The sequence below is a fragment of the Akkermansiaceae bacterium genome, from assembly GCA_017798145.1.
In the GTDB taxonomy this organism is placed as follows: Bacteria; Verrucomicrobiota; Verrucomicrobiia; order Verrucomicrobiales; family Akkermansiaceae; genus Luteolibacter.
Genome location: CP059069.1, coordinates 3,342,608 through 3,368,312, shown reverse-complemented (window position 1 = coordinate 3,368,312; position 25,705 = coordinate 3,342,608). Strand labels below are relative to the sequence as shown.

Below are 25,705 nucleotides of genomic sequence, written 5' to 3'. Positions count from 1 at the left end.
AGGTTAAGACAGGAAAGCGGGCGGGTGTCAATATGGAGGCCTCCGGCCGAGGGCATGTCGCTGCGGGATGCCGGAAGCCAGGCGCGCGGCGAGGTAATCCTTGGCTGCCTTTGCGGCGTAGGCCTTGGCAAGGGGCTTGCCCAAGGTGAAGGCAAGGGAGAGCGTGCCGAGCAGGAATCCGCGCCGGCGCTTGAGTTCCCTGGCCTTTGGGGGCGATTTTTTTTTCCGGAACAGAAAGCTGCCGACGAAGCCTGCCGCGAGGGATGCGCCGAGCCATTTGCCAGGTTTTTCCATGAGCGAGCCCTTGATGCGCGCAGGGAAATCGAGGGCATGACGCATGTGTGCGTGCGATTCCGCGATGCGAGTGCGGGAGGCCTCGCTGGTGCGGACGAGCTGCTCGAGTGTCATTGTTTTTTCAGTCCTTCCAGCCATTCGCGGTCTTTCTCAAATTCTGCACGTGTGACGGGAAATCCGGTTTTTTTGGCGGATTTCAGGATGATCAGGAGCAGCGCCCCGATAAGGAGGTGCGCAGCGGCGGATGCGAAGGCTACGTGGTACCACTCCCAGGAAGTGGCGGCGGCGATGGCGCCTATGGTGGCGGCGATGGCGAGCACCCATGCGGAAAGGAGCGCGAACAGCCCTGCGACGAGAAGTGCGATGTTTGCGGCGAAGGCGGAAGAGGCGGCCTTGGCCTCGATGCGCATGATTTCCAGCCTAGCGGAGACCAAGGTGGCGATCGCGGCCTTCCAGTCCTTCGGCGCATCGGTGCCATGGGGGGCTGAGTGAGCGATGTCCCCTTCCCGCCCGGCAGGCGATTCTCCCATTTCAGCGCTCATATGCAGCGATACGTCCTCCCCTTGCGGCGCATCCGCGGTGGGCGGATGGCGCGGGGCGACCGCCTTGCGGCCGCCGCCCCTGCGGGGAAACATCTGGTTCCGTAAAAATTCAGTTGCGCGCGATGAGGCCGATGAGGAATCCGACACCGAGGGCACCGAGCACGGCCTTGGTGGGGTTCTGGCGGATGTAATCCTCTGCGGTCACGTGGATTTCCTTCGCCTTGACGCGGGTTTCCTCCCACTGGTGCTGGGCGGTCTCGCGGGCTTGCTGGGCTTTCTCGGTCGCGACGGACTTGTAGTGCTCGGCTTTTTCGGTGGCGACCGCCTTGTAGTGCTCGGCCTTCTCGGTGGCGTTCGCCTTGAGTGCCTGCGCGGCCTCGACGGCGCGGTCTTTCAGCTTCGACGCCTCGGCACCGGCAGTGTTCGCGAAATCGCCGGCTGCGGCGCGGAGGTCGGAGGCGGCGCTGGAAACGGACGGGGCGGAGCCCGCAGGCTGTGTTGTTGAAAATGGATTGTCTGTCATGATGGTGGGATTGTTGTTGCTTGGAAAGGGACAGAGCATGTCGCATTCCAACCACAGCCTACACCCGCCCATTCTCGGTGCAAGAACACATTGGGAGCAATCCTGCCAGGTTTCCTCGATTGGCGAGAAATCGCCAGAGCCGCGCAAGCGACGGAAAACATTGAACCGCGAAGGCGCAAAGACTCCCGGTTTGAACTCACCGGCTGAACCCGATGACCGCTGGAAAATCATGCGCCTCCGCGTCTTCGCGGTTCAAAAACCTTTTGCTGGCAGGGTTTTGGGTGGGCACATCGCCCGTGTGGGAACCCCGGCAATCCTGCACCTCGGCTGCCGAAACGATGCCAATCTTCCCTTGCGGTGAGGGGTTGGTGGCATTTCAATCCCCCCGCACCGAATGTATCTGCTCAAGAAAGTCTTCGAACTCAGGGAGAAAGCCCATTCCGACCACGAGAAGCCCTTCCTGGAGCATCTCGAGGATCTGCGTGTGATGATCACGCGGGTGGTGGTCACGCTCCTGGTCTCCATGATCGTCTGCTTCACGTTCCAGGAGCAGCTCATGCATGTGCTGCGCGCGCCTGCGGAAAAGGTGATCTTCGACAAGCAGCAGGAGACCATGCCGGATGCCAAGGCGCATCCGGGCATCACCGTGCCGACGGTGGAAACATGGGACGAGGCGAAGGCAATCGAGCGGATCGCGGCCGGGCTGGACGAAGGGCAGCGCGCCGCGTTCTACAGGGAGCTGGGGAAGCCCGACATGGAGTTCCATGCGCGCAGCGTCGCGCTGTTGCGGGCCGCGAAGGCCTTGCCGGAGGAGAAGCGGGAGGGTTTTGTGAGAAATCTCGGGGTGGATGGGAAAATGGTTGCCCAGCTGCTTGCGCTGATAGACTCGGATCCGGATGTGGATGCCAGTGCGGGCTCGAACATCAAGATGATGTCGGCGCTCAAGCCGACGGAGCCGTTCATGCTCTCCATGAAGCTGGCATTTTTCGCGGGCATCGTCCTGGCGTTTCCCCTGCTGCTGATGTTCGTCCTCCAGTTCGTCCTGCCAGGCCTGCACGAGAATGAGCGGAAAATCCTCTGGCCGGCGATGGGGATCGGCTTCGGGCTGTTCCTTTCCGGGGTTCTTTTCGCATACTTCTTCGTCCTGCCGCGCGCCCTGCTTTTTTTCTTCGACTGGGGCGCGAAGCTGGGCGTCTCCAACGACTGGCGCATCGGCGAATACATCACCTTCGCCACCCAGTTCACCCTGCTCTTCGGCCTTTCCTTCGAGCTTCCCGTGGTGGTCATGGTCATGGTGAAGCTGGGGCTGCTGAGCTATGAGACGATGTCGCGCACCCGCAGCTATGCGATCCTGGCGATCTACATCGCCGCCGCCGTCATCACTCCGACGCCGGACATCATGACGCTCAACCTCATGGCGCTGCCCATGCTGCTGCTTTACGAAATGTGCATCTGGCTGGCGTGGTTCGACAGGAAAAAGGCGCGCCAGAAGGAGGCTGAGGAAGAGGCGGAGCTGAGGGAGCGGCGGCGGCAGTGGATGATCCAGGACAATGAGCGCGCGGAGGCGGCCGGCCACGGCCACCCGGACCACGAGGGCGATGCCACCGAGGCGGGCGATCATGGCTGGCATGACGGGTATCACCACGATGAGGACCACCACTGGCACGATGAATACCATGACAGGCATCACGGCCTGCCCGGCGACGAGGAATGGACCGAGCCGGATGACGCGGTGACCGGCGATGACATCCCGGAGGAGGAAAAGAAACGAATGAACGATGCCAAAGGCGATGAGTGAGATGGAACCGAAATCGGTGAGCGAGAAATCGCCCTTCGCAGGCTGTGCGATATTGGTCGCGGCGTTGCTGGTGATGGTTTTCCTGATCGGGTTTTCCGTTTCCGTGCTCTTCAGGCAGTTCAACGCCATCGCGAAATTCACCGGCGAGGAACCGGCGCCCGTGGAGATCGCGGTGATCGAAGGCCGCGAGGCGGACCTGAACCGCCTGGCTGAGAAGATCGGGGCGTTCCGGCTGGCCGCAGGCGGCGAGGGATCCGCAGAGCTGGCGCTGAGCGCGGAGGAGATCAACCTTGCGATCGCCGCCTACGCGGATTTCAAGGATCTGCGCGGGACGATGAAAGTGGCGGAGATCAGCGCCGAGCGGATGCGCATCGACATTTCCTTCCGCCTCAACGGCAAGCCGCGGCTAGCGAAGGAAGGCGAGGGCGGCTGGGTCACATCGGATCCACGTTACCTCAACGGGATCCTGGTCGCGGAGCCGGGCTTGCTGAAAAACGAGGTCGTCCTCCGGATCAGCGACATCGAGGTGGAGGGCGCTGAAGTGGCCGAGGAATTCATCGCCCAGATGTCGCCCTACCGCATCGCGGAAAGGTATGTGGGAGATGACAGGATGGGCGCGGTGATGCCGCAGCTCACATCGGTCTCGCTCAGGGATGGTGCGATCGTATTTGAGAAAAAGGCCGGCGAGATCGCCACGGACACGGTTACGGACGAGGAAGTTGACCAGGCCAGCAGGCGGCTGTTCACCTTTCTCGGAATCGCGGCCTCGCTTTTCCTGTTTTTTGCCGCCGTCGTGATTTTTGCCGGCCTCCGCTTGAAAAAAAGACGGGATGCGGCAGTATCCGGGGGATGACAAGACACATAGCGATGATATTGGCCGCACTTGCGGCGGTGGCTCCGGTGCAGGCAAAGGAAGCAAGCCCCGATGCCGCCGTAGGCAATGCGCCCGAAGCCAAGCCGGAGGCTGCGGAAAAAGCCCCTGACAAGGATGCGGAGAACGCCAAGCTCCAGGCGGAGATCGCGAAGCTCAAGCTTGAGCGCGAGCTGATCACCGAGAAACTCGCCCTGGAGGCTGCGAAGCGGAAGGAAGCGATCAAGGATGCCGTCGCGAAATCGGAGATGGAAGTCGCGGAACTCAACCGCGAGTTCGAGATTTCCAAGATCCGCTCGGAAAAGCTCGCGGCGGATCTCAAGGCCGTGCAGAGCGAGGCCGCCCTGGAACTCACGAAGCTCCAGAACGAAATCAGCACCATCGAGACCCAGGACAAGCGCGAAACCTATGCGGACTCGAAGCCCGTCTATCTCAAGAACCCCCTCCGCGAGGACGGGGTGCTGGTCATTTCCGACCGCCGCATCCCCCTCAACGGCATGATCGGTGAATCCACGGCTGACTACGTCACCAGCCGCATCGACTTCTGGAACAACCGCGACAAGGAACTGCCCATCTTCATCGTGATCGACGCCTGCCCGGGCGGCTCGGTGATGGCGGGCTACCGCATCCTCAAGGCCATGGAGGCCAGCGCCGCGCCGGTGCACGTGGTGGTGAAAAGCTTCGCCGCCTCCATGGCCGCGTGCATCACCACCCTCGCCGAGGAAAGCTACGCCTACCCGAACGCGATCATCCTGCATCACCAGATCAGCTCGCAGATCGCCTTCGCCCGCCTGAACCTCACCCAGCAGAAGGAATTCTACCAGGAGAGCGAGCGCTGGTGGGATAGGCTCGCCGCACCCGTCGCAAAGAAGATGGGCCTAAGCACCGACGAGTTCATCGAGCAAATGTACGCCCGCTCAACCAGCGGCGACTGGAGCGAATTCGGCGATGAGGCGAAGAAGCTCAAGTGGGTCAACAACATCGTCGAGGGCATCGTGGAAAGCTCGATCAACGTCAACCCGGACGCGGAGAAGAAACCCGCCGCCGCGAAGGAGGCGCTCTCCGAGCAGGTGGATGCGGACGGGAAGGTGTTCTCCTACCTCCCGCGCCTGACCCCGAAGGATGTGTATTTCCTCTACAATCCGGACGGCTACTACCGCATGCGATGAGCCTGGAGGACGGCACATCCGATGTCATCGCAAAGGCGATGCTAGGCCTCGGCATCGATGCGGTGGCATTAGCGGAAATGTCCGGGCTGCCACAGGAGCGGATCGCCGCGCTCCTCGATGGTGACGATGACGGCCAGGCTTTGCGAACGGCCGCCGCAAGCCTCGGCCTGTCCCCTGCCGCCCTCGCCGCCCTACCCGGCTATCTTCCTGCGGAACGGGAAATCCCCGGCGTGCGCAGGATCGAGCTCCCCTTCCGGCAATGGACGGTCAACGCATGGCTCGTCGAGGCGGGCGGTGTGCGCCTGCTCTTCGACACCGGGTGCACCCGCGAGGACATTTCACGGGCGCTCGGTGGCATTCGCCCGGATGCGGTTTTCATCACCCACGCCCACGAGGACCATGTCGGCGGCGTCGCCGCGATGGAGGATGAGGGGATCCGGGTGATTTCGGAAACGGAAGCACTGGCGGAAAAGGGATTCGTCCATGGTCCGCTAAGGATCCGTGCCATCGACCTTTCCGGGCACATGAGCCCCACGGCAGGCTATCTCATCGAGGGGCTGGGGAAGCTCCTGCTCGTCCCCGGCGATGCGATCTTCGCCGGCTCCATGGGGCGCTGCCGCAGCACCGAAGCCTACCGCACGGCATTCGCCACCCTGCTCCCAGCCCTCCGCGAGGCCGGGCCTGACTGCGTGATCCTCCCCGGCCACGGTCCCGCCACCACCGTCGCGGAAGAGCTTTCCTCGAACCCGTTCCTCGCGGCGGCATCCTGTTAGTGCAAAAAACTTGCGTTAAGGGGATTTCACCGCGAAAATGGCGGCATGAAGAAATTCCGCCTCAACCTGGTCTTCCTGTTTGCAATGTCCGGCGCCACCCATGCCGAGCAGCTCAAGGTCGCTTCGCTGCATCCGTTGGTCGGCGATCTCCTGCGGCAGGTGGGCGGGGATGCCATCGAGGTGGTCGATCTCATCGGCACAAAGGGGGATCCCCACAGCTTCGCGCCGCAGGCGGAGGATCTGCTCGCGGCCAAGGGCGCGGAGATCTACTTCGTTTCCGGCATGGGCTTGGAAAATTATCTCACGGAGCTCAAGGCCGTGCTAGGTGGCAAGGCGCGCATCGTCGAGGTCGGCGCGACCCTTCCCGCCCTCCACGGCGCCTGCGACCACGAGGGACATCACCACGACCATTCGCATGAGGTCGATCCGCATTGGTGGCACTCCGTGGATCATTTCCGCAGGGCGGCGGGGATCGTGGCGGATAAACTCTCGGAGCAGCGCCCGGAGCAGGCGCGGATTTTCCAGAACAACGCATCTGCATACCGCCTGAAGCTCGATGATCTGGAGAAATGGGTGAAGCGCGAGGTCATCCGCATCCCCAGGGACAGGCGCAAGCTCGCCACCGCCCATGCCGCTTTCCAATATTTCTGCGAGGGATACGGCTTTGAGGCATTTTCAGTGCAGGGAATGAACCGGGAGCAGATGCCGGATGCCGCCACACTCGCCAAGCTCATCACAACCCTCAGGGAGGAAAACGTGGCCGCCATTTTCCCCGAAAAGGAATCCAATCCCAAGATGCTGCAAAGCCTCACCCGCGACACCGGCATCAGGCTGGGCGGGGAACTGATCGCGGACGGCCGCGGGGTCACCAGCTACGAGGAAATGATGCGCGCGAATGTGGGGGCCATCGTGGAGGCGCTAGAGAAGGAACCGTCGCAATGAACTCCTGGTTCCCGCCCTCGGAAACGTACAAATGAGGGAAAGGGTCTCAGCGCGCCCAATCGGTTTCCCAAGCCCTTCCTCACATCCCGCCCCCTTATGGTGCCAGGCGGGACAACGGTGCGGCGGCTTCCTCCTTTTGCCACGGAAATGACCCCATGACTCCTGTAAATCCCTTTCCCCATCAAGGCTTTTTTCTATTTTCCCGGGAATTCGCAATGGGAACTTGCAATGGAAAATGGAACCCACGAAACGACCCATGTTTTCTGCCAGATATCATTGGGGGCTTTCCAAAATCTTTCCGGGCTTCCCATTCCCGGCACTTCGCATCAGCGTAAGGACGCTTATGAAAAAACTCCTGTTCGCCGTTTCCCTGGGGCTTGCCGCATTTTCCCCCGCCGCCCAGAAGCCGGATGTGATCCTGATCACAGTCGACGACCTGAACAATTGGATCGGCTGCATGGGCGGGCAGCCGAATGTGAAAACCCCGCACATGGATCGCCTCGCCGCGCGCGGCATCCTCTACACGAACGCCCACTGCCAGGCACCCGTCTGCAACCCCTCCCGCACCAGCTTCCTCACCGGCCTGCGCCCCACCACCAGCGGCGTGTATTCGCTCGACGCCGCATTCCGCAAGAACCCGGATCTGAAAAACCACCCCACCATCCACCAGGCATTCAAGCGTGCCGGATACACCACCTACAGCACCGGGAAAATCTACCACATGCTCACCGACAAGCAGGACAAGGAAGCCGCCACCTTCGGCCCAGCCGGGAACATGGGGCCGTTGAGGAAGAAAAAACTCGTCAACACCCCTTCGAGCCACCCCGCGCTCGATTGGGGGCCGCTTGACATCACCGATGAAGAAATGCCCGACTGGGAAGTGGCGCAGGCCGCCATCAGGCAGATCAAGCAAGCCCGTACCGCACCGCTCTTTCTGAGCATCGGATTCTCCCGCCCGCACGTGCCGCTCAATGTCCCGCAGAAGTGGTTCGATCTCTACCAACCGGAAGACTACGCCGTCCCCGGCACCCTTCCGGCATTCCGGGAAAACGACCGCGACGACTGCCCCCACGCCGCCTGGTATCTCACCTGGAAGCTGCCCGAGCCGCGCCTGAAATTCCTCCGCGAGAGCGATACCTGGGCATCGAAGGTCCATGCCTACCTGGCCAGCGTCAGCTTCGTGGACGCCCAGATCGGCAGCGTGATCGATGCCATTGAAAAATCCCCCAACGCCGACAACACCATCATCTGCCTCCTTTCCGACCACGGCTACCACCTCGGCGAAAAGGAGATTTCCGGAAAGAACTCCCTCTGGGACACCAGCACCCGGGTCCCGCTCATCCTCACCGGCGCGGGTATCTCCGGAGGTGTGAAAAACGCCTCCGCCGTCGAGCTGCTGGATGTTTACCCCACGCTTGCATGGCTGGCTGGCGTGTTTGGGGATGATAAGGTCAAGCTCGACGGCCTGGTCCTGCCACTCGATGCAACCATTGACCCGGAGCGCACCGCCATCACCTGCCAAGGGCCATACAACCAGACCATCCGCACCTTGGACAAACGCTACATCCTTTACATGGACGGATCGGAGGAGCTCTACGACCACACCACCGATCCCCATGAGCACAAGAACCTTGCAAACGATCCGGCCTTCGCCGAGACGAAGGGCAGGCTCCGGGAAACCCTCATCGCTACGATAGGGGAGCCGAAAGCCCCGCTCCCCGGTGCCGATGTGCGCCTCTCCACCCTCATCGAAGGCGTGCCGCACTGGGAAGGCAAGCCCATCAAGTCCGGCGATCCTGTGCCCGAGCTCTAAGGCTCACCTGACCGCCACCGTCCGTATCCGGTAGGCCGGATCCAGTTTCGCAACAGCCGCCCTAACAGATGCCTGGACGCCCGGATCTCCGTAATAAGGCCCGGCTCCCGCGCCGCCGCTGGTGTGGGTTTCCACCAGGACGAGCTCACCGCCGGAAATGACGAAGGAAGGGTTCCCACTATCGCCTTTGACCAGATTCTTGCCCCAGCCGTGGGCTTCGCTGGTGTCCTGCTTGAAGGCGATGATGCCACCGTTGATCCCGGCGATGAGGTGGATGAAAAGAGAGCGTTTCTGATCGCTTACGATGACATGGCGGCCGATGAGGCTGGCGGGAGCGGTGGAGGTGGAGGGCAAGGGATAGGGGCGGTAATTCGACGGCACCGGCTCGTCCAGCAGGCCGACCATCACATCGCCTGCGGCGGGTGCGAAGCCGATGAGCTTGCGCTGAATGCGCTTGCCGCCGCGATCATGGAAAACGACGGGCGCACCCGCCGGGCGGACATAATGTTTGGCCATCACGACGTGGCGCGCGGTGATGAGCGTGACCGTGCGGCTGTCGTTGAAGGAAACGCCGGACATGTCCATCCCGCGCGTCCAGCCGTCCGCCATGTTCGCATCGCGGTCTGCCAGATAGCTGTCGAAAATCTGCGGAGGAGCTCCCGGCGGAGGCAGCAGCGGCGGCCCGCCCACGATCGGCCCGCCGCAACAAAGGAGGGAGAGGAAGGCAGGCGCAAGAGGGAGCCATGATGTTTTCATGCATGGAGTATGCGTGGCGGCAGGTTCAGCGCAATCGCACTTTCCCTGACTTTTGGGCAAGCCAAACCGGATCCCATGGCCTAGGAAAGCGGCGGGAATGACACTCAGTGAACGGATACGCGCGGGGATTCCCATACCATGGGTGATCGCCCTCGGGCTTGGCTGGGCATGGGTCACTTGGTCGGACTTCAACCGCCAGGCCATTCAGCCGGGGGAAACCGATACCGAAGTGGTGCTACGCTACTACGACAGGGGGCTGCGGGTGACCGAAGCGGCGAAACGGGGCAACGCCTACGAGCGATGGATGGGCGGAGCGGACCTGGAAGAGCAATGGCTGGAGGAATCCCGCGAAACGATACGCAACCTCTACCTCGCCGACCTCGGTGAACCGGGCCAAGACGCGCTCGATGCCGTCGCGCTGCGCCTCGGCGAGCCCCTGACACCGGCGGAGGGCAGCGACGACCCCGTCTACCGCCGCGAAATGAGGGACTACCTGCTCGCCGGGCACGGCCAGGCGTGGGATTACGAGCTGTTCCTCCACACGGAAAACGACCCCGAAATCCTCGCCCGCTACCACCGCGAGAACGACCGCCTGCTTTCACGCGCGATGTGGACGGGCAACCTGGAAAACGCCATCCTTGTGGCCGGCCTCTGCTTGGCGGGATATCTCATGCTCCATCGCCACCCACCGCTGCGCGGCCCGCGCATTCCGGATTCATGGGCTGCCACGACGGTGATGGGGGTGTTTTTCCTCGGAGAAATCCTCACCAGGCCGTGGCTTTGGCTGCTCGATCTCGGATATGGCGCCTACTACGCGCTGGGCGGCCTGGCGGACATCTACACTCCCTACGATGCGCTTTGGAGAGCCTTTCCCGCAGTGTTTTCCGCCATCTTCTTCCTCAGGTATCCGCACCGGACCTGGAGGGTCTTCGGTCTTGGGAGACGGATCCACTGGCCGCTGCTCATCGCCGCCCTCGCCATCATCAGCGCGGCACACTGGATCTTCTTCCTCATCGCCCCTGGCACAGATGCCGATCCCACCGACTTCATGGAAACGGCTTCCGACGATCTCGAATTCTTCGCAAAGCTCCTTTTCAGCAGCGTCATCGTCGCTCCCATTTTCGAGGAGATCATCTTCCGCGGCTTCCTTTTCCAGGGGCTGAAATCGAAGACCGGCGTCGCGGGCGCGGCGCTGGCCTCGACCGTTCTCTTCGCCGTCGTCCACACCCAGTATGATATCTGGGGCTGGATCTCCGTCGGCATGATGGGCTTCGCCGCCTGTTACCTCACCCACCGCACCGGCTCACTGAAAACCGCCATCGTTTTCCATGCCATCGGGAATCTTCTCATCTCGCTCGACGTCTATCTGTTCTACCAGTTGCCGCTCTGAAAATTTCCCCATACCCTCCCGCAATGACATCCCACACCGCACCGCTCACCGCCGCCCAGGTGGCGACGCTGAAATCAGTTCTGCTAGAGCGGGGCTTCGAGTTCGTCGCAAAGGAATACACGGTCTTCGCCGCGAAAAAGGGCAACCTGAACGTCAGCGTCTATGAAAAGGGGCCCAAGGCGCTGATCCAGGGGAAGGATACGGAGGACTTCATCCGCTTCACGCTGGAGCCGCTGGTCACGGGCGTGGCGAAGCTCGGCTACGAGGAGGAGACGGATGACACCGGCCAGTACCTCCCGCACTTCGGCATCGACGAGAGCGGCAAGGGCGATTTCTTCGGGCCGCTGGTCATTGCAGGGGTTTACACGGATGCGGCAATCACCCGCCACCTGATAAAGGCTGGGATCATGGACTCCAAGAAAATCACAAGCCCCGCCGCGATCCGCAAGCTCGCCGCCATCATCAAGGCCACGCCCGGGATCGCCTTCGATGTCATCGCCCTGCGCCCCGAGAAATACAACGAACTCTACGCCTCGTTCAAAAACCTCAACCGCATGCTCGCCTGGGGTCATGCCACCGTCATCGAGGAGATGGCGAAAAAGGTGCCAGGCTGCCCCCGCGCGCTTTCCGACCAGTTCGCCCGCGCGGATGTCCTTCAGTCCGCGCTGAAGAAGAAAGGCATCACCCTCAAGCTCGACCAGCGCACCAAGGGCGAATCGGACACCGCCGTTGCCGCCGCATCCATCCTCGCCCGCGAGCGCTTCATCGACTGGATGGACGCTGCCGCGGCAAAGGCCGGGATGAAGATCCCGCTCGGCGCATCCGCACAGGTGGTGGATGCCGGAAAAGCTCTCGTGAAAGCCCACGGGCCGGAGATCCTCGGGAAATTCGCCAAGCTCCATTTCAAGACCACCCAGCAGGTCTGCGGTGAGCTATTCTGAGAAATAGGAAACCGGGAAAACCGGGATGCCCAGCGCCTTGGCCCGCTCGCGCAAGCCGGGGCTTTTCGAGAGCACCAGGATGAAGTCGATGGGCAAGTCCGCCGCGGCATCGATGGCATCCAGATCGCAGGGTTCCTTGCCGAGAGCCCATTCGTAGCGGATGTCGCCGTGCAGGCAGGATGCGGGGAGCGGCTTGTCCTTTTCGGAATCCTTGGCCCAGACCAAGGCGCGGTGGGGCTTGCTGCCGCGAGCATCCGAATCGCCGAGCCACTGCTGTGGCGTCATGCTCTTGTTGATGTAAACCTTCCACCGTTCCTGGAGCCAGAACACATCTTCCACCGCGACTTTCATCGCCTCCTCCAGGGCGGCCATGCAGTTGCGCGAGCTGTAGGGTTGCCCGACGCGATGGCAGCGCGCACTCCATTTCCCGGGAGCCACCGTCCGCAGCGAAAGCGCCACCACCTCGCTCTTGCAGCGCCTTGCCAGCAGGCTTGGCAGCGGGCTGGCGCGGGTGAGCCTCCCGAAAAACTCCACCAGCTCGCCCTGCCTGCCGACGCGCTGGTCCGCGAGGATGCCCACCACCCCGTTCCCCTTCAGGAACCCGCTGACATGGTGCAGGCTGTCCCTTTTGGAGAACAGCCGCGAGCCGTCCGCCTGCCTTTCGCGAAGCACCCGCTCGTTGAGGATGGGATTGTTCAGCGGGCGGTAGAAGCCGCCCAGATGCTCGATCTGCGGTAGGAAACTTTTCAGGCGCGTGAGCAGCTCCCAGTTCCCCATGTGGCTGAGCAGCAGCACCACTCCCTTTCCTTTCGCCAGCGCCTCGTCGAGCACCTCCGGATTCTCCACCTCCATCAGATCGCCGAGATCCTCGCCCTCGGCCTTTGCGGATACCGAGGAGCAGAGCAGGTTCGCGACCGTGCGGATGAAGGATGCCCTTGCCATCTCCCCGATCTCATCTTCCGCATGCACTCCATCCAGGGCGATCCTGAGATTCCTGCCTATGGTTTTCTGGCGCCCCTTCATCAGCGGCCAGATCATTTTCCCGAGAAACTCGCCGAAGGTGAAAACGCTCTCCACCGGGAGCTGCCGCAGGACTGCCGCCAGCCCGGAATGCAGCGCCGCCTCAGCCCGCCATTTCAGGCGTTTGGAAAACCCGGCGGCCATCTAGGTGGGTTCCTCCCGCCTGCCGAGGGTGATTGCAAGACCCAGGGATCCCACGAAAATCAGGTAGCACGCAAGCAGCTCCAGGTAGCTCTTGCAGATCCTTGGGATTTCCGGGGAAAACGCATCCCCCAGCGAGACCTGCCAGAACTGCGGGGCTCCGATCACCCGGTTGAACACGTAGATGATGAGCAGCGCCGCGGCGATGAAGCCTGCCCCGGCATGGTGCCCCATGGTCTCGAAAAACCGCAGCATCACCCGCCGGTGCCGGAGCGCCGTGATGAGGGCTGCGGCCAGCAGCAGGCCGATCACCCACGCATCGGGAAAACGCCATTTCATGATGCCGGAGATGAAATCCTCCAGCTCCCCCACCAACGCCGCCGCCAGTCCGAAGGCCAGCACCCGGCACACCGGACGCCTCCGCCCCGCATGGGCCAAGGCCCCGATCATCACCGCCGCCGATGCCGCCAGCAACGCCGCCTGCAGAAGCTCCACCGTCCCGCGCTCCAAGGGCGCGCCCGGCCTGTTCGGCAGCCACGCGGGCAGCAGGATCGTCACCGATCCGGCGCAGACCAGCAGTCCCCGGAGCAGGGTTTTCTTCCAGGAGGACTCCCGGCGGCTTGGGCTGGAGGCATTCGGCACCCCGTTCCCTAAATCGGTTCCCCGCCCCAATGCAAGGCGGATGCGCCGCACAAGTGGTTTGTCATTCGCACGCACTTGCCAATACTGGCACGCCAATGCTCCGCATCATCCGCCACACCCTGCGCTTCCCCTTCCTTAGCGCCGTCTCCCTGCTCATGGCGGTGCTGTGCGCCGCCCTCGTCCTCGTGCTACCGGCCATCACCATGCGTTTCATCGATGTCATCATCGGCCAAAACCGCCCGGATCTCATCGTTTCCACCGCCCTCACCGGCATGGGCGTCATCCTGCTGCGGCAGATCCTTTTCACCGCCCGATCCTACCTGAACAACCACCTGGAACTCAAGCTCACCCACGTCATCCGCGTGGAGCTTTACGACAAGCTCCAGCGCCTGCCCATCCCATGGTTCGACAAGACATCCTCCGGGGAAATCATGTCCCGCGTCTCCAGCGATGTCCCGGCGACAAACCGCGTCATCATCGAGGGGCTGGACCAGGCCATCGCCGCCATCCTCCAGTTCCTCATCGTCCTTAGCTACATGCTCTACCACTCCTGGCAGCTGACCCTGATCGTCCTCGCCCCGCTGCCCTTCATCGGTATGCTCACTGTCTGGTGGTCGCGCAAGGCGGAGCCGAAATGGCGCGAATCCTCGGAGGCCTCCTCCGCGCTCAACGCCATCCTCCACGACAACCTCGCCGGCATCCGCCAGATCAAGGCATACACCGTGGAGCCGCAGGCGCTCTCCGATTTCGATGAGGCTTCGCAAAAAGTCGGGGACAAGCACATGGCCGTCATGAAAGGCCAGTCCATCGTCTGGCCCGCCGTATCCTTCATCGCGGAAAGCGGCATCATCCTCATGGTCGCCTTCGGTGCGTGGTGGACGCTGGGCGGCACGCTTCCGGCCAGCGGCGGCACGGTCATCGCCTTCCTCGTGGCTTGGGGCTTCCTCTTCGAGCCGATTTCCAAGATCAATCCCCTCTCCCAGACATTTACGAAAGGTCTGGTATCTGCCCAGCGCGTCTTCGCAATCATCGACACCCCGGACGAGCCAAACCTCACCGCAGGCGACAGGCCAGCTTCCTTCTCCGGGAAAATCGAGATCCGCGATCTTTGCTTTTCCTACGATGCGGAAAGCACCTCCCTGCGCAATATCAGCCTCACCGCCCTGCCCGGCCAGACCATCGCCCTCGTCGGCGCGACTGGCTCCGGGAAATCCACATTGCTCAATCTTCTCGCCCGCTTCTACGAGCCGCGCTCCGGGGAAATCCTTTTGGACGGAAAACCCATCTCGGAAATCTCCAAGGAATGGCTGCGGGATAACACCGGTTTCGTCACTCAGGAAGCCTTCCTTTTCAATACCACCCTCCGGGAAAACCTCACCCTGGCCAAGCACGGCGCGGACGATGCGGAGCTGTGGGAAGTCCTGGAGGCAGCCAATGCCGCCGACTTCGTCCGCGAGCTTCCCGAGGGGCTGGAGACCCTCGCCGGCGAGCGCGGCGTCCGTTTCTCCGGCGGCGAAAAACAACGCCTCTCCATCGCCCGCGCCCTTCTGAAAAACCCACCCCTGCTTTTGCTTGATGAGGCCACCTCCGCGCTGGACAACCGCACCGAGCAGCTCGTCCAGCAAGCCTTGGAAAACCTCCGTGCCGAGCGCACCTCCTTCGTCATCGCCCACCGCCTCTCCACCATCCGCAACGCGGATCTCATCTGCGTCCTCCATGATGGCGAGATCGTCGAGCGCGGGACTCATGAGGAGCTTCTGGAAAATGGCGGGCGCTACGCCACCCTCCACAGCGGCAAGGGATGGGCTAGCGAAAACCACCCTTCCCCTGCACCCCGGATCCAAGCTTGAATCATTCAAATGAAGATCGCCGCCGCTGCCGTGCTGCTACTCGCCATCGCGTTCCTGCTTCCCATGTCGCCGGATTCCGACGCACTTGCAGGACTTGATCCGGGGAAAGTCCGCCTAGGTCTCGCGTTTTTCGTATGCATCGCATTCCTCTGGATGACGGAAGCCCTGCCGCTCCCCATCACCGCCCTGCTCGTCCCCGTGCTCGCTGCCGCGTTGGGGCTTGGCGGAGTCAAGGAATCGCTCGCCTCCTTCGCAGCCCCGCCCATCTTTCTTTTCTTCGGCGGCTTCGCGCTCGCCTCCGCGCTCTCCGCCCAGGGGCTGGACAGGTGGCTTGCGGAAAAACTGGCCCGCCTCGGGAAAGGCAGGTTCGTCCGTGTTTCCATCTCGCTTTTCATCGCCACCGCCCTGCTCTCCATGTGGATGAGCAACACCGCCACCACCGCGATGATGATCCCCCTTGCGCTCGGCATCCTCGTCCGCTTCAAGACCGCTGCCGAGAAGCCCGCCAACATCCATTTCCTGCTCCTCGGCCTCGCCTACTCGGCCAGCATAGGCGGCCTCGGCACCATCGTCGGCAGCCCGCCGAACGGGATTGCCGCCAAGCAGCTCGGTATCACCTTCGCCGAGTGGATGTCCTTCGGCATACCCGCCGTCATCATCCTGCTACCGGCCATGATTTTCATTCTCTACATTCTCCTGAAACCATCGGATGCGAATGCCATCACCCAGGATGAGGAGAATTTCGCATTCACTCGCCCACGGAAAATCACCCTCGCCATCTTCGCCCTCACCGCCCTGTCATGGATTTTCAGCTCCCGCGTCGCCGCCCTAACAGGTATCACAGATACGGACACGTGGATCGCCCTCACAGCCGTAGCCCTCCTTGCCGCCAGTCGCGTGGTATCCTGGGAGGAAATCAGCCGTGGCACCGATTGGGGTGTGCTGCTCCTCTTCGGCGGCGGTCTTGCCCTCAGCGGCATACTCGGCAGCTCCGGCACCAGCCTCTTCATGGCTCGCCTGCTAGGCATCGCAATAGAAACCTGGCCGCTCTGGGCTATCATCGCTGCCGTCGTCACCTTCGTGATTTTCCTAACAGAACTCTCCAGCAACACCGCCAGCGCAGCCCTCCTCGTCCCCATCTTCTACACCCTGGCAAAGGAATTTGACCTCCCCACCGCCCAGCTCATCCTGCCCCTAGCCCTCGCCGCCTCCTGCGCCTTCATGCTCCCCGTCGGCACCCCGCCCAACGCGATCGCCTACGCCACCGGAAAAATCCCACAACCCGTCATGCTCCGGACGGGCTTCGTGCTGAACTTACTTTTCATCATCCTAATCACGGCGATGTCGCTGCTGCTATTCTAATCCCTTAAGCCATGAAGCTCAGAACCATTATTTCCCTCCTGCTAAGCGTCTCCCTAGCTTTCGCAGCACCTCCAGAGGATAGCCCTCTTTTTCGCGCAGAAGAAGGTGGCAAGTGGGGCTTCATCGACCAGCATGGGAAATTCGTCATCAAGCCCCAGTACGATGATAGCTATTACCCGTTTAGCGAGGGATTGGCCGCTGTACGGATCGGGGCGAAATGGGGTTACATCGACCCATCCAACCGCATGGTGATCCCCGCCAAATTTACGGGTGCACAGAATTTCGAGAACGGAATCGCCGCCGTGCGTGAGGGCAGCAGCGAGGTGGGCAAAGGCCGGTGGGTCTACATCGACAAGACGGGTAAGTATGTTTTCGAATCGGAGGAAGAGCTGTCTTACTCTGGTTTTGACGACGGTTTGATGTATGAGAAAAAAGGCGAGAAATGGGGATACCTCGATACCAAGGGCGCATGGGCGATCCCGCCAAAATTCGATGATACCAACAACTTTTCCGACGGCTTGGCCGGTGTCATCGCAGAAGACGGCACGGCGGGATTCATCAACACGAAGGGCGAATGGGTGATTCGGTTGGAAAATGCCCATCCCCACCACATGGGGTTTTCAGAAGGGCTGGCTGCGGTGTTCGACGAGAAGCAGGGCGCATATGGCTACATCGACAAGACCGGCAATTTCGTGATCCCTCCCCGCTTCTGCGAAGTCAGGGGCTTTACCGAGGGCCGGGCGGCCGTATGTTTGATAGAAGAGGACGCGTCCGGCTGGCCGCTGCGCAGATGGGGAGCAATCGACCGCAACGGGAAGCTTATCGTGCCCGCCGAATATGAGACCGTGTGGTCGTTTGAGGAAGGCATGGCCAAGGTGGTGAACGAGGATGGCAACGGGTTTGTGGATAGGGCTGGCAAGCTTGCAGTTACCTGCAAATTCACCACCGTTGATCCGTTCCACAATGGCCTCGCCTATGTGAGGGTCGGCGGATATGACGAGAAGACCAGCTGGAGCGGCTACATTGACAAGCAAGGAGAGTTCGTCTGGCGTCCCAAGGACTTCAGGGAGAAGGACAAAGCGAATCTGGCGGCACTGCAGGAGGAAAAAAGCCGCATCCCCACGATCCGCATCCTCACAAAAATCAGTGGCGACGAAAAAGGCCTGCTCGTGACCTGCCCTCCGAAAATACCCTTCCAAGGCAAAGGCGCTGGAGAGATCCCGATCTCGGTGGTCAATCTGCTAGAAGAGGAGATTTTCCTCGAAGTGCCGGAAGTCCAGTCGCTCAGCTATTCGCTGAAGCATTGGAGCGGAGGTTTCTCCGGCGGAGGCGGCAGCCGCATCATTTTCCCGGATAACGCAAACCTCTACAAAAGGATGCACGCTACGAGCTACGGCAAAGGGAAGAAATTCACATGCGGCTGCTGCATCACACGAATCAATGGAAAGCTTGATGACGACGCGCTGGATGCCGGAAGAGCACGAGGGTCTGTGACATTACGGCTTGAGGGCTACTATAGAAATTCGGGGAAGCACTTCTCGGAGTCCATCGATCTGCCCATCGAACTGATTGAAAACGAACAACCAGCGAACCCCGTTGAGAAAAAATGATCACCCCGGCCGATTCATATTTCGATCAAGCCAAGAACTGGAGCGACGAATTGAACGCTCTGCGCGAGATCGCCCTCGATTGCGGACTGAAGGAAGAACTCAAGTGGGGTTCCCCCTGCTACACCTCGCGCGCCAAGAACATCGCCATCATCGGGATTTTGAAGGATTGCTGCGTCCTCTCATTTTTCAAGGGTGCGCTCCTCACCGATCCTAACGGAATCCTCTCAAAACCCGGCGAGAACACCCAGGCGGCGCGGGTGATCCGTTTCACCAGTGTTGCGGAAATCGCGAAAATGAAGCCCGCCCTGGAAGCCTTCATCGAAGAGGCGATTGCGGCTGAGGAAGCTGGATTGAAAGCAATACCCGATGAAAAACCGGATCTCGTTTTCCCCGATGAGCTGAAGGAAAAACTTGATGCCAACCCCGCCCTCAAATCCGCATTCCACGCACTCACCCCCGGCCGCCAGCGCGCCTATGTTGTCCATTTTAGCGCCGCAAAGCAATCCGCCACACGCACAGCCCGGATCGAGAAATGCACTCCGCTCATCCTATGTGGCAAGGGCTTGAACGACTGCACCTGCGGCCTCTCAAAGCGGATGCCGCAGTGCGATGGCTCGCATAAATTCCTGAAGTGAGGAAAGCGCCGCTCCAGTAGCTTGTCTCGTTACTCTGGAGTCGCACGTTCCATTTCTTCCTCCACTTTCTCCACCATCTCAAACTCCCCCAGCGGCCTGATGAGATTCGCCGCGAGCGGAAAAACCCTGTCGTAGATCCCCGGCGCGACCTCGTTCGCCTGCGGATAGGCATCGCGCAGCATCTCCATCTTCGCATCGAGATTGTCGATGTAATGCAGGGCGTAAGCCTCGGGGGTTTTCGGCAAGACTGGGGAGCCGAACTCAAGCTGGCCGTGGTGGCTGGCGATCAGGTGGAGCAGGTGCAGGCGCACATCCTCGGTGGAAGGCTTGCAGGCGGAAAACGCATCGAATTCCGAGGCACCCATCAGATCGTGCCAAAGCTTGTTCACCAGCTCGATGCCTAGCGGGATGTGGCCGAGCATTTCGCCGTATCGCGAGTGGATCTGGCCGAAGCCGTCCTCCGGATAGCTGTTTTCCCAGAGCTTCCCGCAATCATGGAAAAGCACCCCGGCGATCATCAAATCGCGGTTCAGCTCCGGATAAAGCCCGGAGATCGCCACGGCAGAGCGCATCATCTGCGCGACGTGCTCCACCAAACCGCCTCGGCGTGCGTGATGGTTTTTCCGCGCGGCGGCCGTGCGGCGGAATCTGTCTCCCATCGTCCCGAAAAAATGCGCGCTGAGTTTTTTCAGGCGCGGATCGGCCATGTCTTCACAGAAGGTCATGATGTCCGCGAAATCCTTTTCCTGCTTGCTCCTCACCATGGGATCGCCTGCGAGGAAATCCGCGATGGCCGCATCATCGAGCCGCGCCCAGCTCACGCCGCTGCCGTTGACCCCGTACTGGTTCTGAGTCCACTCGCCCTCCAGCCGCACGATGGCGTTGAGCGGCAACTCGCCCGCCTCCGAATGCAGCGGCGTATCGGACCAGACCTTCAGGCCCAGCGAGCCGGTCGCGTCCGCGAAAACCAGGTCGAAATAAGGCTTGCCGCCCTTGGTGGATTTCACCGTGCGCGATTGCAGCTGCGCGTTCACGGATGCGATCAGGGGCACCTCCCCCGCTTGCTCCTTCAGGCTAGAAATCGAGATCACGCTCATTTCCAAAAGCTGCGCGGATCGCCCCGCCCTGTCACGAACCGATTGGCTTCCAACTTTTTTCCAGCAACTCCCTGATCCTCGCCGGATCGGTTGCAGAGGACTTCGCCACAAAGCCCCGCGCATGGGCGAAATGCACATCCGGCTCGCCCTCCACGCGGGTGAAATCGAAGCCGAGATGGTCGTTGAAACGCGAGAGCGCGAAGCCCGCCCCGCGCCTATCCGGATAGACCAAGCCGGTCACGCGCTGATGCTCCGGCAGACCCGCCGCGTATCTGGCGAGCCCCGCCGAGGCATCCTCGGAAATGTTCTCGCTCCGCGGCAGGAACAGCACCCGGAAGCTTTCCCCGGGATGGTCGAACTCCCAGATCTCGCAGCTGCGGGAGATCTCGTTGAGCTTTTCGCGCAAAGACCGCAGGTAGCCGATCAGGTCTCCGCCTATCCACTTCATCACCTCCCACATCGGCTCGCCGGGGCGGATCTGGGACATGCCGGCGAAGCGGCGCAACAGGGTGAGGTCGCAGGTCGAGTTCAGCTTGGCCAGCAGCTCGCGCTCCACGCCGAGCCACGCCGCCGTCTCCACCGGCCCGCGGGTGTCGAACCACTCGGCCACCTCCAGCCAATCGCAGTATTGCCGGGCATCCTCGTAGAGCCCCATGTCCATGAGCACGAGGCTGAGCGAGCAGGTGGGCGGATGCTCTTTGGGGAACTGGTGGTGATCGAAATTCCCGCGTTCAGGATCGTGCTCGCCGCCGACATCGACCACGGCCATGTCCGCATCGTCCAGATCCCGCTGCGAAGGCTCCCGCCGCGAGACGGGAGCCTCGCAGGCGGCGACAAGGAGGGAGCACGCAAGGAACTCGTCCTTATGCGCACTGCCCGGATGGGTCAGTATCCCAGTAAATTTTCTCATGCGCTAACGAGCGGGCGATCCCGGAAAGATGCAAGGGGATTCCGCAAAAAACCGGGCCGTGACCTCACTCGAACTCCGGTTCCTTGTGCCGGTGGAAATATCCGTCGCCAAGATACATGGCGCTATCGTAGTCCGGCAAGGGGCCGGCGTCCGGAGGGAGTTTCATGTGCGCCCACTGCGCATCCTGCGGCTGGGCGTAAGAAATGTTCACCGGCGTGCCGATGGATACCAGGCGGTAGAATTTTGGGGCGAGATTCTCGTGCATGCGGATGCAGCCGTTCGTACAGGGATGGTGCTTCAGCCAGCCTGTGTGGAAGCCCAGGCCGGGCTTGAATCCGCACCAGTACGGCAGTGGCGATCCGTTGGCCGAACCACCCTCCCGGCGCTTCCGCTCCTTGTCGGTGATCCGGAAATCCCCCACCGGGGTCGGCGTTTCGGGAGCCCCTATGGAAACCGGCATGACCATCAGCATTTCCCGGCCCTCCATCAGGTAGGCGCGCTGCTTGCTGAGGGATACCTTCACGGTCACGGCAGCGGGGTCTTGCGGAAGCTTGGCCGGCCTGTCGTAGGCATGGTAGGAGAGGATCCCGCCGCCAGGCTTGTTCATCGAGCAGGAGGAAAATCCCGAAGTACCCAGCACGACGGCGGCAAAAATGAGGGTTTTGTGCATGTTCATGATCTGTCCGTGGCGCGGATGCCCGCTGGAAGCCCGGAAAAGCCAGGCCACACTTGCGTCACCCTCAGCGTGTGCGCTCCCAAGCATCGACGCGCCCGCCGATGAACCACACGGAGGACTTGCGGTAGGGCAGGTAGGAAACCTGCGGCCCAAAGCCTCCGCCCAGCCCGGAATAACGGTATGGCCCGTATGCCCCGTAGCCGTAGCCGCCGAAGAAATTGTTGGTCACCACCGGCTTGGTGCCCTGGTAGTCCCAGCGCTCCATCGGCTTGCCGTCGCGCAGGCCTTCCACCCTGCCCGACGGGCTGCCCCATGCAAGTTCCACCGCCTCCCTGTCCATGCCCTTGGCGATCTCGCCTTTTCTGACGAGTTCCCTGTTTTTCTCACTCAACCGCTCGAAGGCGGCGGGGCGCATCGAGATCCGGTAATCGGGTGTCTGCGGCGCACAGGATACCGCAAGCAGGGTGACGAAAGCGGCCGCGAGCAGTTGTGAGGTTTTTTTCATATTTCCAGGTTGGCACGCGGGCCGGGCTTTTGCAAACTCCAAGATGGCCGCGGAGGGTATCGCCCACACCCGCCAAGAAACTTCAAACACGGGCTTGCCAACCCGGAGAACTATCCCCAAATCTTTCCCGACCCCAATCACCGAACCATCCCATTCATGTCCGATCTGTTAGAAGAAGAAGAACTCGCCGCCGCCCTCAAGAAATGCCCCGAGTGGGAGCCGGAGAAGAAGTACATCACCCGCACCATCGAGTTCGAGGAATTCATGGAAGGGATCGATTTCGTCAACGATGTCGGCGAGATCGCCGAGGAGGCGCAACACCACCCGGACATCACCATCAAGCACACCAAGGTGACGCTCAAGCTGACCACCCACGATGTCGGCGGCGTCACCGACCTCGACATCCAGCTGGCACAGCGCATCGACAACCTCGTCGATTGAGGCCTGCGGTGAGCCGCCCTTCCATGCGGCTGCCATGAGCCGGGGCTTCCTTTTGCTTTGGGATTGGATGTCGGAGGCTCCTATCGCGGCATCATCAGCTCCTCATCGCTCAGCCCGGTGATCCCGCGCAGCCCGCCAAGGAGTTTCTTTAGGGTGAAGAAGAGGAAGGCCATGATTGGCACGCCGATCACCGCGAAGCCCCAGCCGGTGATCTTCGCCACCCTCTCGTTGTAAACCGTCATCGCGTCTTGCGCGGCATGATCCAGGTCGCCGAGGAAATACATCGCCAGCCCGAAGTTCATCAGAGTGCTGATGAAAAACGACAGCGAGAACAGCAGGGTCGCGCTGAAGAGCACCTTCCCATACTCCGCTTCCTTGCCCAGCTCCGCGACCTTGCCCTCGATCCGTTTCACATCGAAGATCGAATCGCTGTAAAGGAAAGTCCGCAGCAGCGGGGTTTTTGACCAGTGCGAGACGACAATGACGATCCCGAGCACGAAGGGGATGGACGCCTCCTTGAGCCCGAAGAGCACGGCGGCGTGCTCCTTCACCGTGCCGTCCTTGTTCCATAGGAAAAGCGTCAGCCCGCCGGTGAGCAGCACGGAGAAGAGCCCGAGCCCGGAGAAGAAATTCATTTTGCGGGTCTTCGCGAAAAACCAGATCCCGTAACAGATCGGGAAGGCCAGTGCCACGATCAGTGCCTTGAGGGGCCCAATGTGCCAGAGCTTCGCGTCGGCCAAGCCCGGATCCTTGCTCAGGTAGCTGAGCGCAAGAACGGGAATGAGGACGTTGATGAGGATGTTCGCAAGCGGATGCTCTTGGTCGGGCTTTTTCTCGGTGGTCATGTCACTTGGCTAGGAAACACCTAACGGCTAAGGGATGAAAGCCCAAACCTATTGGTCTGCGTCAATCCGCAGAAAGAGGTATTGCAGGGTATCGGGGATCATGGTGCCAAGGATGCCATTTTCAAAGGTAGCCGAACCCTTGCCGCCGAGCACCGTGACCTTGGCATTCCGCGCAGGGAGGAGCGGAATCGCGGAAGACCAGGTTTTTTCCGCATTCAGTTCGCGGAAAACAACCATCCGCGCGCTCTTGCGGTCTTTTGCCGTGGAGCAGAAGCCGGTCCAGGCATTGCCGTCCGGCGCCTCGCCGATCGGGATGATGTGGCCGGAGAAAATCGCCTCCCGCTCCTTTTTCCATGCCTCCACCAGCGGCGGAAGCTTTTCATGGTAAGACTCCGGCAGGTTGGATGTCTCGAACCATCCCAGCGGGCTGGCGAACATCACGGTCGCGAACAGCGTGTCCGGCGGATACGCGGAAGGGGCCAGCGGATCGCCCGCATACTTGTCCGCGTTGCGGCTGTTGTTCAGGAATTCCAGCCGCAGCCGCACCGGATCGACGTGCGGCGCAAGCGTCCAGAGATTCCTCAACGTATGGTGAGGATAGTAGTTCTTCCAATCCGTGTAGCGGTTCTCCAGGAAAATCGTCCCGACATTGTTCGTGCCGTAGTAGCCCGGCCGCAGGCCCGCCGTGGCATCCGCATCGAAGACCACGCGGCCATCCGATTCCTTGAGCACCTTTTCGTAAAACCTGTGGAGGTTCGCCTCCGCCGCAGAGCTTTTCATCTCCACCGCATCGATCTTGACGTAGTCGACGCCCTCCTTCTCGAAGGCGCCCAGCAGCACCTCTGCGTCCTTCTCCCAGTTCTCCATGTCGTTCTCCGCATCGGGGCCGAACCACAGCCCGAACTTCATGCCCTTGTCCCGGGCTGCCTCCACGAGCGGCTTGAGGCCATTGGGGAAACGCTCGGGATGCGGTTTCCAGAAATCCGGGTTCGCCGATCGGAAATTACCCCACGCGCCCTTGCCGAAGGCGGAATTGCCGGTCTTACCCGCCTGCCAGCCGTCATCCACCTGCACCACGTCCACACCGAGCCGCGCGCCCGCCTCCACCTCCTTGAGCAGGAAATCCACATTCACCCGCGAGTCGCGCGAGCGGTCGCCCCAGGTGTTGCTCAGGAACATCCCGTCGCGGGTCGGGACGTATTTCCGCAGGCAACGCTGGTAGTCCTGCATCGCGGCGATGCGACCCGCCTTTCCGCCGGAATAGGCCAGCACCGTCCAAGCATAACCATGGCCGCCGAAGGTGACCCGCCGCGCCGCGCCGGCCACTTTCGCATCCCACGGCGATTTCACGGGACGGGCGTGGGGCAGCGGGGCGAGCTTGAGGAAGGCCAGCCCATTTCCGGTCAGGGCATCCTCAAGGTGAAAGACGTTGCAAGAGACCTCGAAATTGTCCTGGAGCGGCAGCCACTCGCGCTCGAAGACCAGTTCATCATGGTGATCCGTCTGATCCATCAGCTCCACCTGGGTGTAGCGGAGATGCAGCGGCGAGAGCATGAAATCCTCCAGTGCGGCCATCGCCTGCCCGCGCTCCGGCCTTGCGGACGGAGCCGCCACCTCCAGCCCGTCCGGGCCGGGTTTTTCGCCCTCTTCCAAATCCCCGGCGCCCGGGACAGCCGGGACGGTGTCGGTGAACCTCACGGTCACTCCCGCCGAGCTGGGAAAAATCCGGAACTGATAGATGAACGAGGCCTGCCCTCCCCTCGCCGTAAGATCCACCACCAGCGATTCCTCCTCCACGGCAAGGAGCTTCCCAGTCCGGGAAGCGAAGGTGAGCGCGCGGGTTTCCGCAGGGGGATTGCCGCCCGGATGGGGTGCCGCCTGCCGCCCCGGCGCACGCAGCCATTCCGTATCGCTGGCCTTGTCCTTGAACGACACAGCGGTCAGCAGGCCGTCCTTGATGGTCCATTTCCGCTCAACCAGCGCGTTCCCAACCGTCAGTTCCGCATCGCCCCACTCCGCATAGCAGCCCGCGTGTTCCACTCGCTCCGCGAAGGACTGGACCGGCAGGAGGAGAGCGGCGAGAAGAAACGTCGAGAATGATTTCATGGGAAACTGGATCAAGGTGCCGCAAGGCTGCACGATTCCCTCACGCCATGCAT

The 25,705-nt window shown here is 61.6% G+C and carries 25 protein-coding genes; 13 read left to right on the top strand and 12 right to left on the bottom strand.

The window, feature by feature from the left end; translation table 11 throughout:
- Positions 1-27 precede the first annotated feature (27 nt).
- Genes HZ994_14410 through HZ994_14400 form a run of 3 tightly spaced genes read right to left on the bottom strand, consistent with a single transcriptional unit; the run spans position 28 to position 1,359 of the window.
- A complete protein-coding gene (locus HZ994_14410) occupies positions 28-408 on the bottom strand; it encodes a hypothetical protein (protein ID QTN33459.1) in 381 nt (126 codons plus the stop codon).
- Positions 405-929, bottom strand: coding sequence for a phage holin family protein (locus HZ994_14405; GenBank protein QTN33458.1), 525 nt, complete (start codon positions 927-929; stop codon positions 405-407). The genes HZ994_14410 and HZ994_14405 overlap by 4 nt, the downstream gene beginning before the upstream one ends.
- A gap of 16 nt (positions 930-945) precedes the next feature.
- On the bottom strand, positions 946-1,359 hold the full coding sequence (locus HZ994_14400) for a DUF883 family protein (GenBank protein QTN33457.1): 414 nt from the start codon (positions 1,357-1,359) through the stop codon (positions 946-948).
- A 394-nt stretch (positions 1,360-1,753) separates the two neighbouring features.
- Here HZ994_14400 and tatC point away from each other — a divergent pair, with 394 nt between their 5' ends.
- The 6 genes from tatC to HZ994_14370 all read left to right on the top strand — a co-directional run bounded on the left by tatC (position 1,754) and on the right by HZ994_14370 (position 8,725).
- A complete protein-coding gene (tatC, locus tag HZ994_14395) occupies positions 1,754-3,157 on the top strand; it encodes a twin-arginine translocase subunit TatC (protein QTN33456.1) in 1,404 nt (467 codons plus the stop codon).
- A complete protein-coding gene (locus tag HZ994_14390) occupies positions 3,150-4,010 on the top strand; it encodes a hypothetical protein (protein ID QTN33455.1) in 861 nt (286 codons plus the stop codon). The genes tatC and HZ994_14390 overlap by 8 nt, the downstream gene beginning before the upstream one ends.
- Positions 4,007-5,197 (top strand): ATP-dependent Clp protease proteolytic subunit, encoded by a 1,191-nt coding sequence (locus HZ994_14385; GenBank protein ID QTN33454.1) that lies wholly within the window; start codon positions 4,007-4,009, stop codon positions 5,195-5,197. The genes HZ994_14390 and HZ994_14385 overlap by 4 nt, the downstream gene beginning before the upstream one ends.
- Entirely contained in the window at positions 5,194-5,970 is a 777-nt protein-coding gene (locus HZ994_14380) for an MBL fold metallo-hydrolase (GenBank protein ID QTN33453.1), read from the top strand. Before HZ994_14385 ends, HZ994_14380 begins: the two co-directional genes overlap by 4 nt.
- A gap of 45 nt (positions 5,971-6,015) precedes the next feature.
- Complete coding sequence (locus HZ994_14375) at positions 6,016-6,912, top strand: zinc ABC transporter substrate-binding protein (protein QTN33452.1); 897 nt, start codon at positions 6,016-6,018, stop codon at positions 6,910-6,912.
- Positions 6,913-7,255: 343 nt separating this feature from the next.
- A complete protein-coding gene (locus HZ994_14370) occupies positions 7,256-8,725 on the top strand; it encodes a sulfatase (GenBank protein QTN33451.1) in 1,470 nt (489 codons plus the stop codon).
- Between the two features lie 3 nt (positions 8,726-8,728).
- On the opposite strand, the gene HZ994_14365 is transcribed toward HZ994_14370, so the two are convergent.
- On the bottom strand, positions 8,729-9,481 hold the full coding sequence (locus tag HZ994_14365) for a hypothetical protein (protein QTN33450.1): 753 nt from the start codon (positions 9,479-9,481) through the stop codon (positions 8,729-8,731).
- A 97-nt stretch (positions 9,482-9,578) separates the two neighbouring features.
- Between HZ994_14365 and HZ994_14360 the strand changes: the two genes are divergently transcribed.
- Positions 9,579-10,871 carry a CPBP family intramembrane metalloprotease gene (locus HZ994_14360; GenBank protein ID QTN33449.1) on the top strand — a complete coding sequence of 431 codons (1,293 nt, stop codon included), beginning with the start codon at positions 9,579-9,581 and terminating at the stop codon, positions 10,869-10,871.
- 23 nt (positions 10,872-10,894) lie between these two features.
- The gene (locus HZ994_14355) at positions 10,895-11,812 is read left to right on the top strand and encodes a ribonuclease HIII (GenBank protein QTN33448.1); all 918 of its coding nucleotides are present in this window, start codon (positions 10,895-10,897) and stop codon (positions 11,810-11,812) included.
- Here HZ994_14355 and HZ994_14350 read toward each other — a convergent pair.
- Positions 11,804-12,976 (bottom strand): hypothetical protein, encoded by a 1,173-nt coding sequence (locus HZ994_14350; GenBank protein ID QTN33447.1) that lies wholly within the window; start codon positions 12,974-12,976, stop codon positions 11,804-11,806. The genes HZ994_14355 and HZ994_14350 overlap by 9 nt on opposite strands.
- The gene (locus HZ994_14345; GenBank protein QTN33446.1) at positions 12,977-13,615 is read right to left on the bottom strand and encodes a hypothetical protein; all 639 of its coding nucleotides are present in this window, start codon (positions 13,613-13,615) and stop codon (positions 12,977-12,979) included.
- A 95-nt stretch (positions 13,616-13,710) separates the two neighbouring features.
- Between HZ994_14345 and HZ994_14340 the strand changes: the two genes are divergently transcribed.
- Genes HZ994_14340 through HZ994_14325 form a run of 4 tightly spaced genes read left to right on the top strand, consistent with a single transcriptional unit; the run spans position 13,711 to position 19,072 of the window.
- Positions 13,711-15,465, top strand: a complete 1,755-nt coding sequence (locus HZ994_14340) for an ABC transporter ATP-binding protein (protein QTN33445.1) — start codon at positions 13,711-13,713, stop codon at positions 15,463-15,465.
- 9 nt (positions 15,466-15,474) lie between these two features.
- The gene (locus HZ994_14335; GenBank protein QTN33444.1) at positions 15,475-16,827 is read left to right on the top strand and encodes a DASS family sodium-coupled anion symporter; all 1,353 of its coding nucleotides are present in this window, start codon (positions 15,475-15,477) and stop codon (positions 16,825-16,827) included.
- An 11-nt stretch (positions 16,828-16,838) separates the two neighbouring features.
- Positions 16,839-18,437 carry a WG repeat-containing protein gene (locus HZ994_14330; GenBank protein ID QTN33443.1) on the top strand — a complete coding sequence of 533 codons (1,599 nt, stop codon included), beginning with the start codon at positions 16,839-16,841 and terminating at the stop codon, positions 18,435-18,437.
- The gene (locus tag HZ994_14325; GenBank protein QTN33442.1) at positions 18,434-19,072 is read left to right on the top strand and encodes a YdeI/OmpD-associated family protein; all 639 of its coding nucleotides are present in this window, start codon (positions 18,434-18,436) and stop codon (positions 19,070-19,072) included. The genes HZ994_14330 and HZ994_14325 overlap by 4 nt, the downstream gene beginning before the upstream one ends.
- Positions 19,073-19,101: 29 nt before the next feature.
- On the opposite strand, the gene HZ994_14320 is transcribed toward HZ994_14325, so the two are convergent.
- The 4 genes from HZ994_14320 to HZ994_14305 form a co-directional block, all read right to left on the bottom strand.
- The gene (locus HZ994_14320) at positions 19,102-20,169 is read right to left on the bottom strand and encodes an HD domain-containing protein (GenBank protein QTN33441.1); all 1,068 of its coding nucleotides are present in this window, start codon (positions 20,167-20,169) and stop codon (positions 19,102-19,104) included.
- Between the two features lie 31 nt (positions 20,170-20,200).
- A complete protein-coding gene (locus HZ994_14315; GenBank protein QTN33440.1) occupies positions 20,201-21,079 on the bottom strand; it encodes an MYG1 family protein in 879 nt (292 codons plus the stop codon).
- 64 nt (positions 21,080-21,143) lie between these two features.
- Positions 21,144-21,755 (bottom strand): L,D-transpeptidase, encoded by a 612-nt coding sequence (locus HZ994_14310; protein ID QTN33439.1) that lies wholly within the window; start codon positions 21,753-21,755, stop codon positions 21,144-21,146.
- Between the two features lie 64 nt (positions 21,756-21,819).
- Positions 21,820-22,260: a hypothetical protein gene (locus HZ994_14305; protein ID QTN33438.1), complete on the bottom strand. Its 441-nt coding sequence runs from the start codon at positions 22,258-22,260 to the stop codon at positions 21,820-21,822.
- A gap of 156 nt (positions 22,261-22,416) precedes the next feature.
- On the opposite strand from HZ994_14305, the gene HZ994_14300 reads away from it, so the two are divergent.
- Positions 22,417-22,701 carry a 4a-hydroxytetrahydrobiopterin dehydratase gene (locus HZ994_14300; protein ID QTN33437.1) on the top strand — a complete coding sequence of 95 codons (285 nt, stop codon included), beginning with the start codon at positions 22,417-22,419 and terminating at the stop codon, positions 22,699-22,701.
- Between the two features lie 80 nt (positions 22,702-22,781).
- Here the strand turns inward: HZ994_14300 and HZ994_14295 are convergent, their stop codons facing one another.
- Positions 22,782-23,546 (bottom strand): hypothetical protein, encoded by a 765-nt coding sequence (locus HZ994_14295; protein ID QTN33436.1) that lies wholly within the window; start codon positions 23,544-23,546, stop codon positions 22,782-22,784.
- Positions 23,547-23,594: 48 nt separating this feature from the next.
- Positions 23,595-25,652 (bottom strand): alpha-galactosidase, encoded by a 2,058-nt coding sequence (locus HZ994_14290; protein QTN33435.1) that lies wholly within the window; start codon positions 25,650-25,652, stop codon positions 23,595-23,597.
- Between the last annotated feature and the right edge of the window lie 53 nt (positions 25,653-25,705).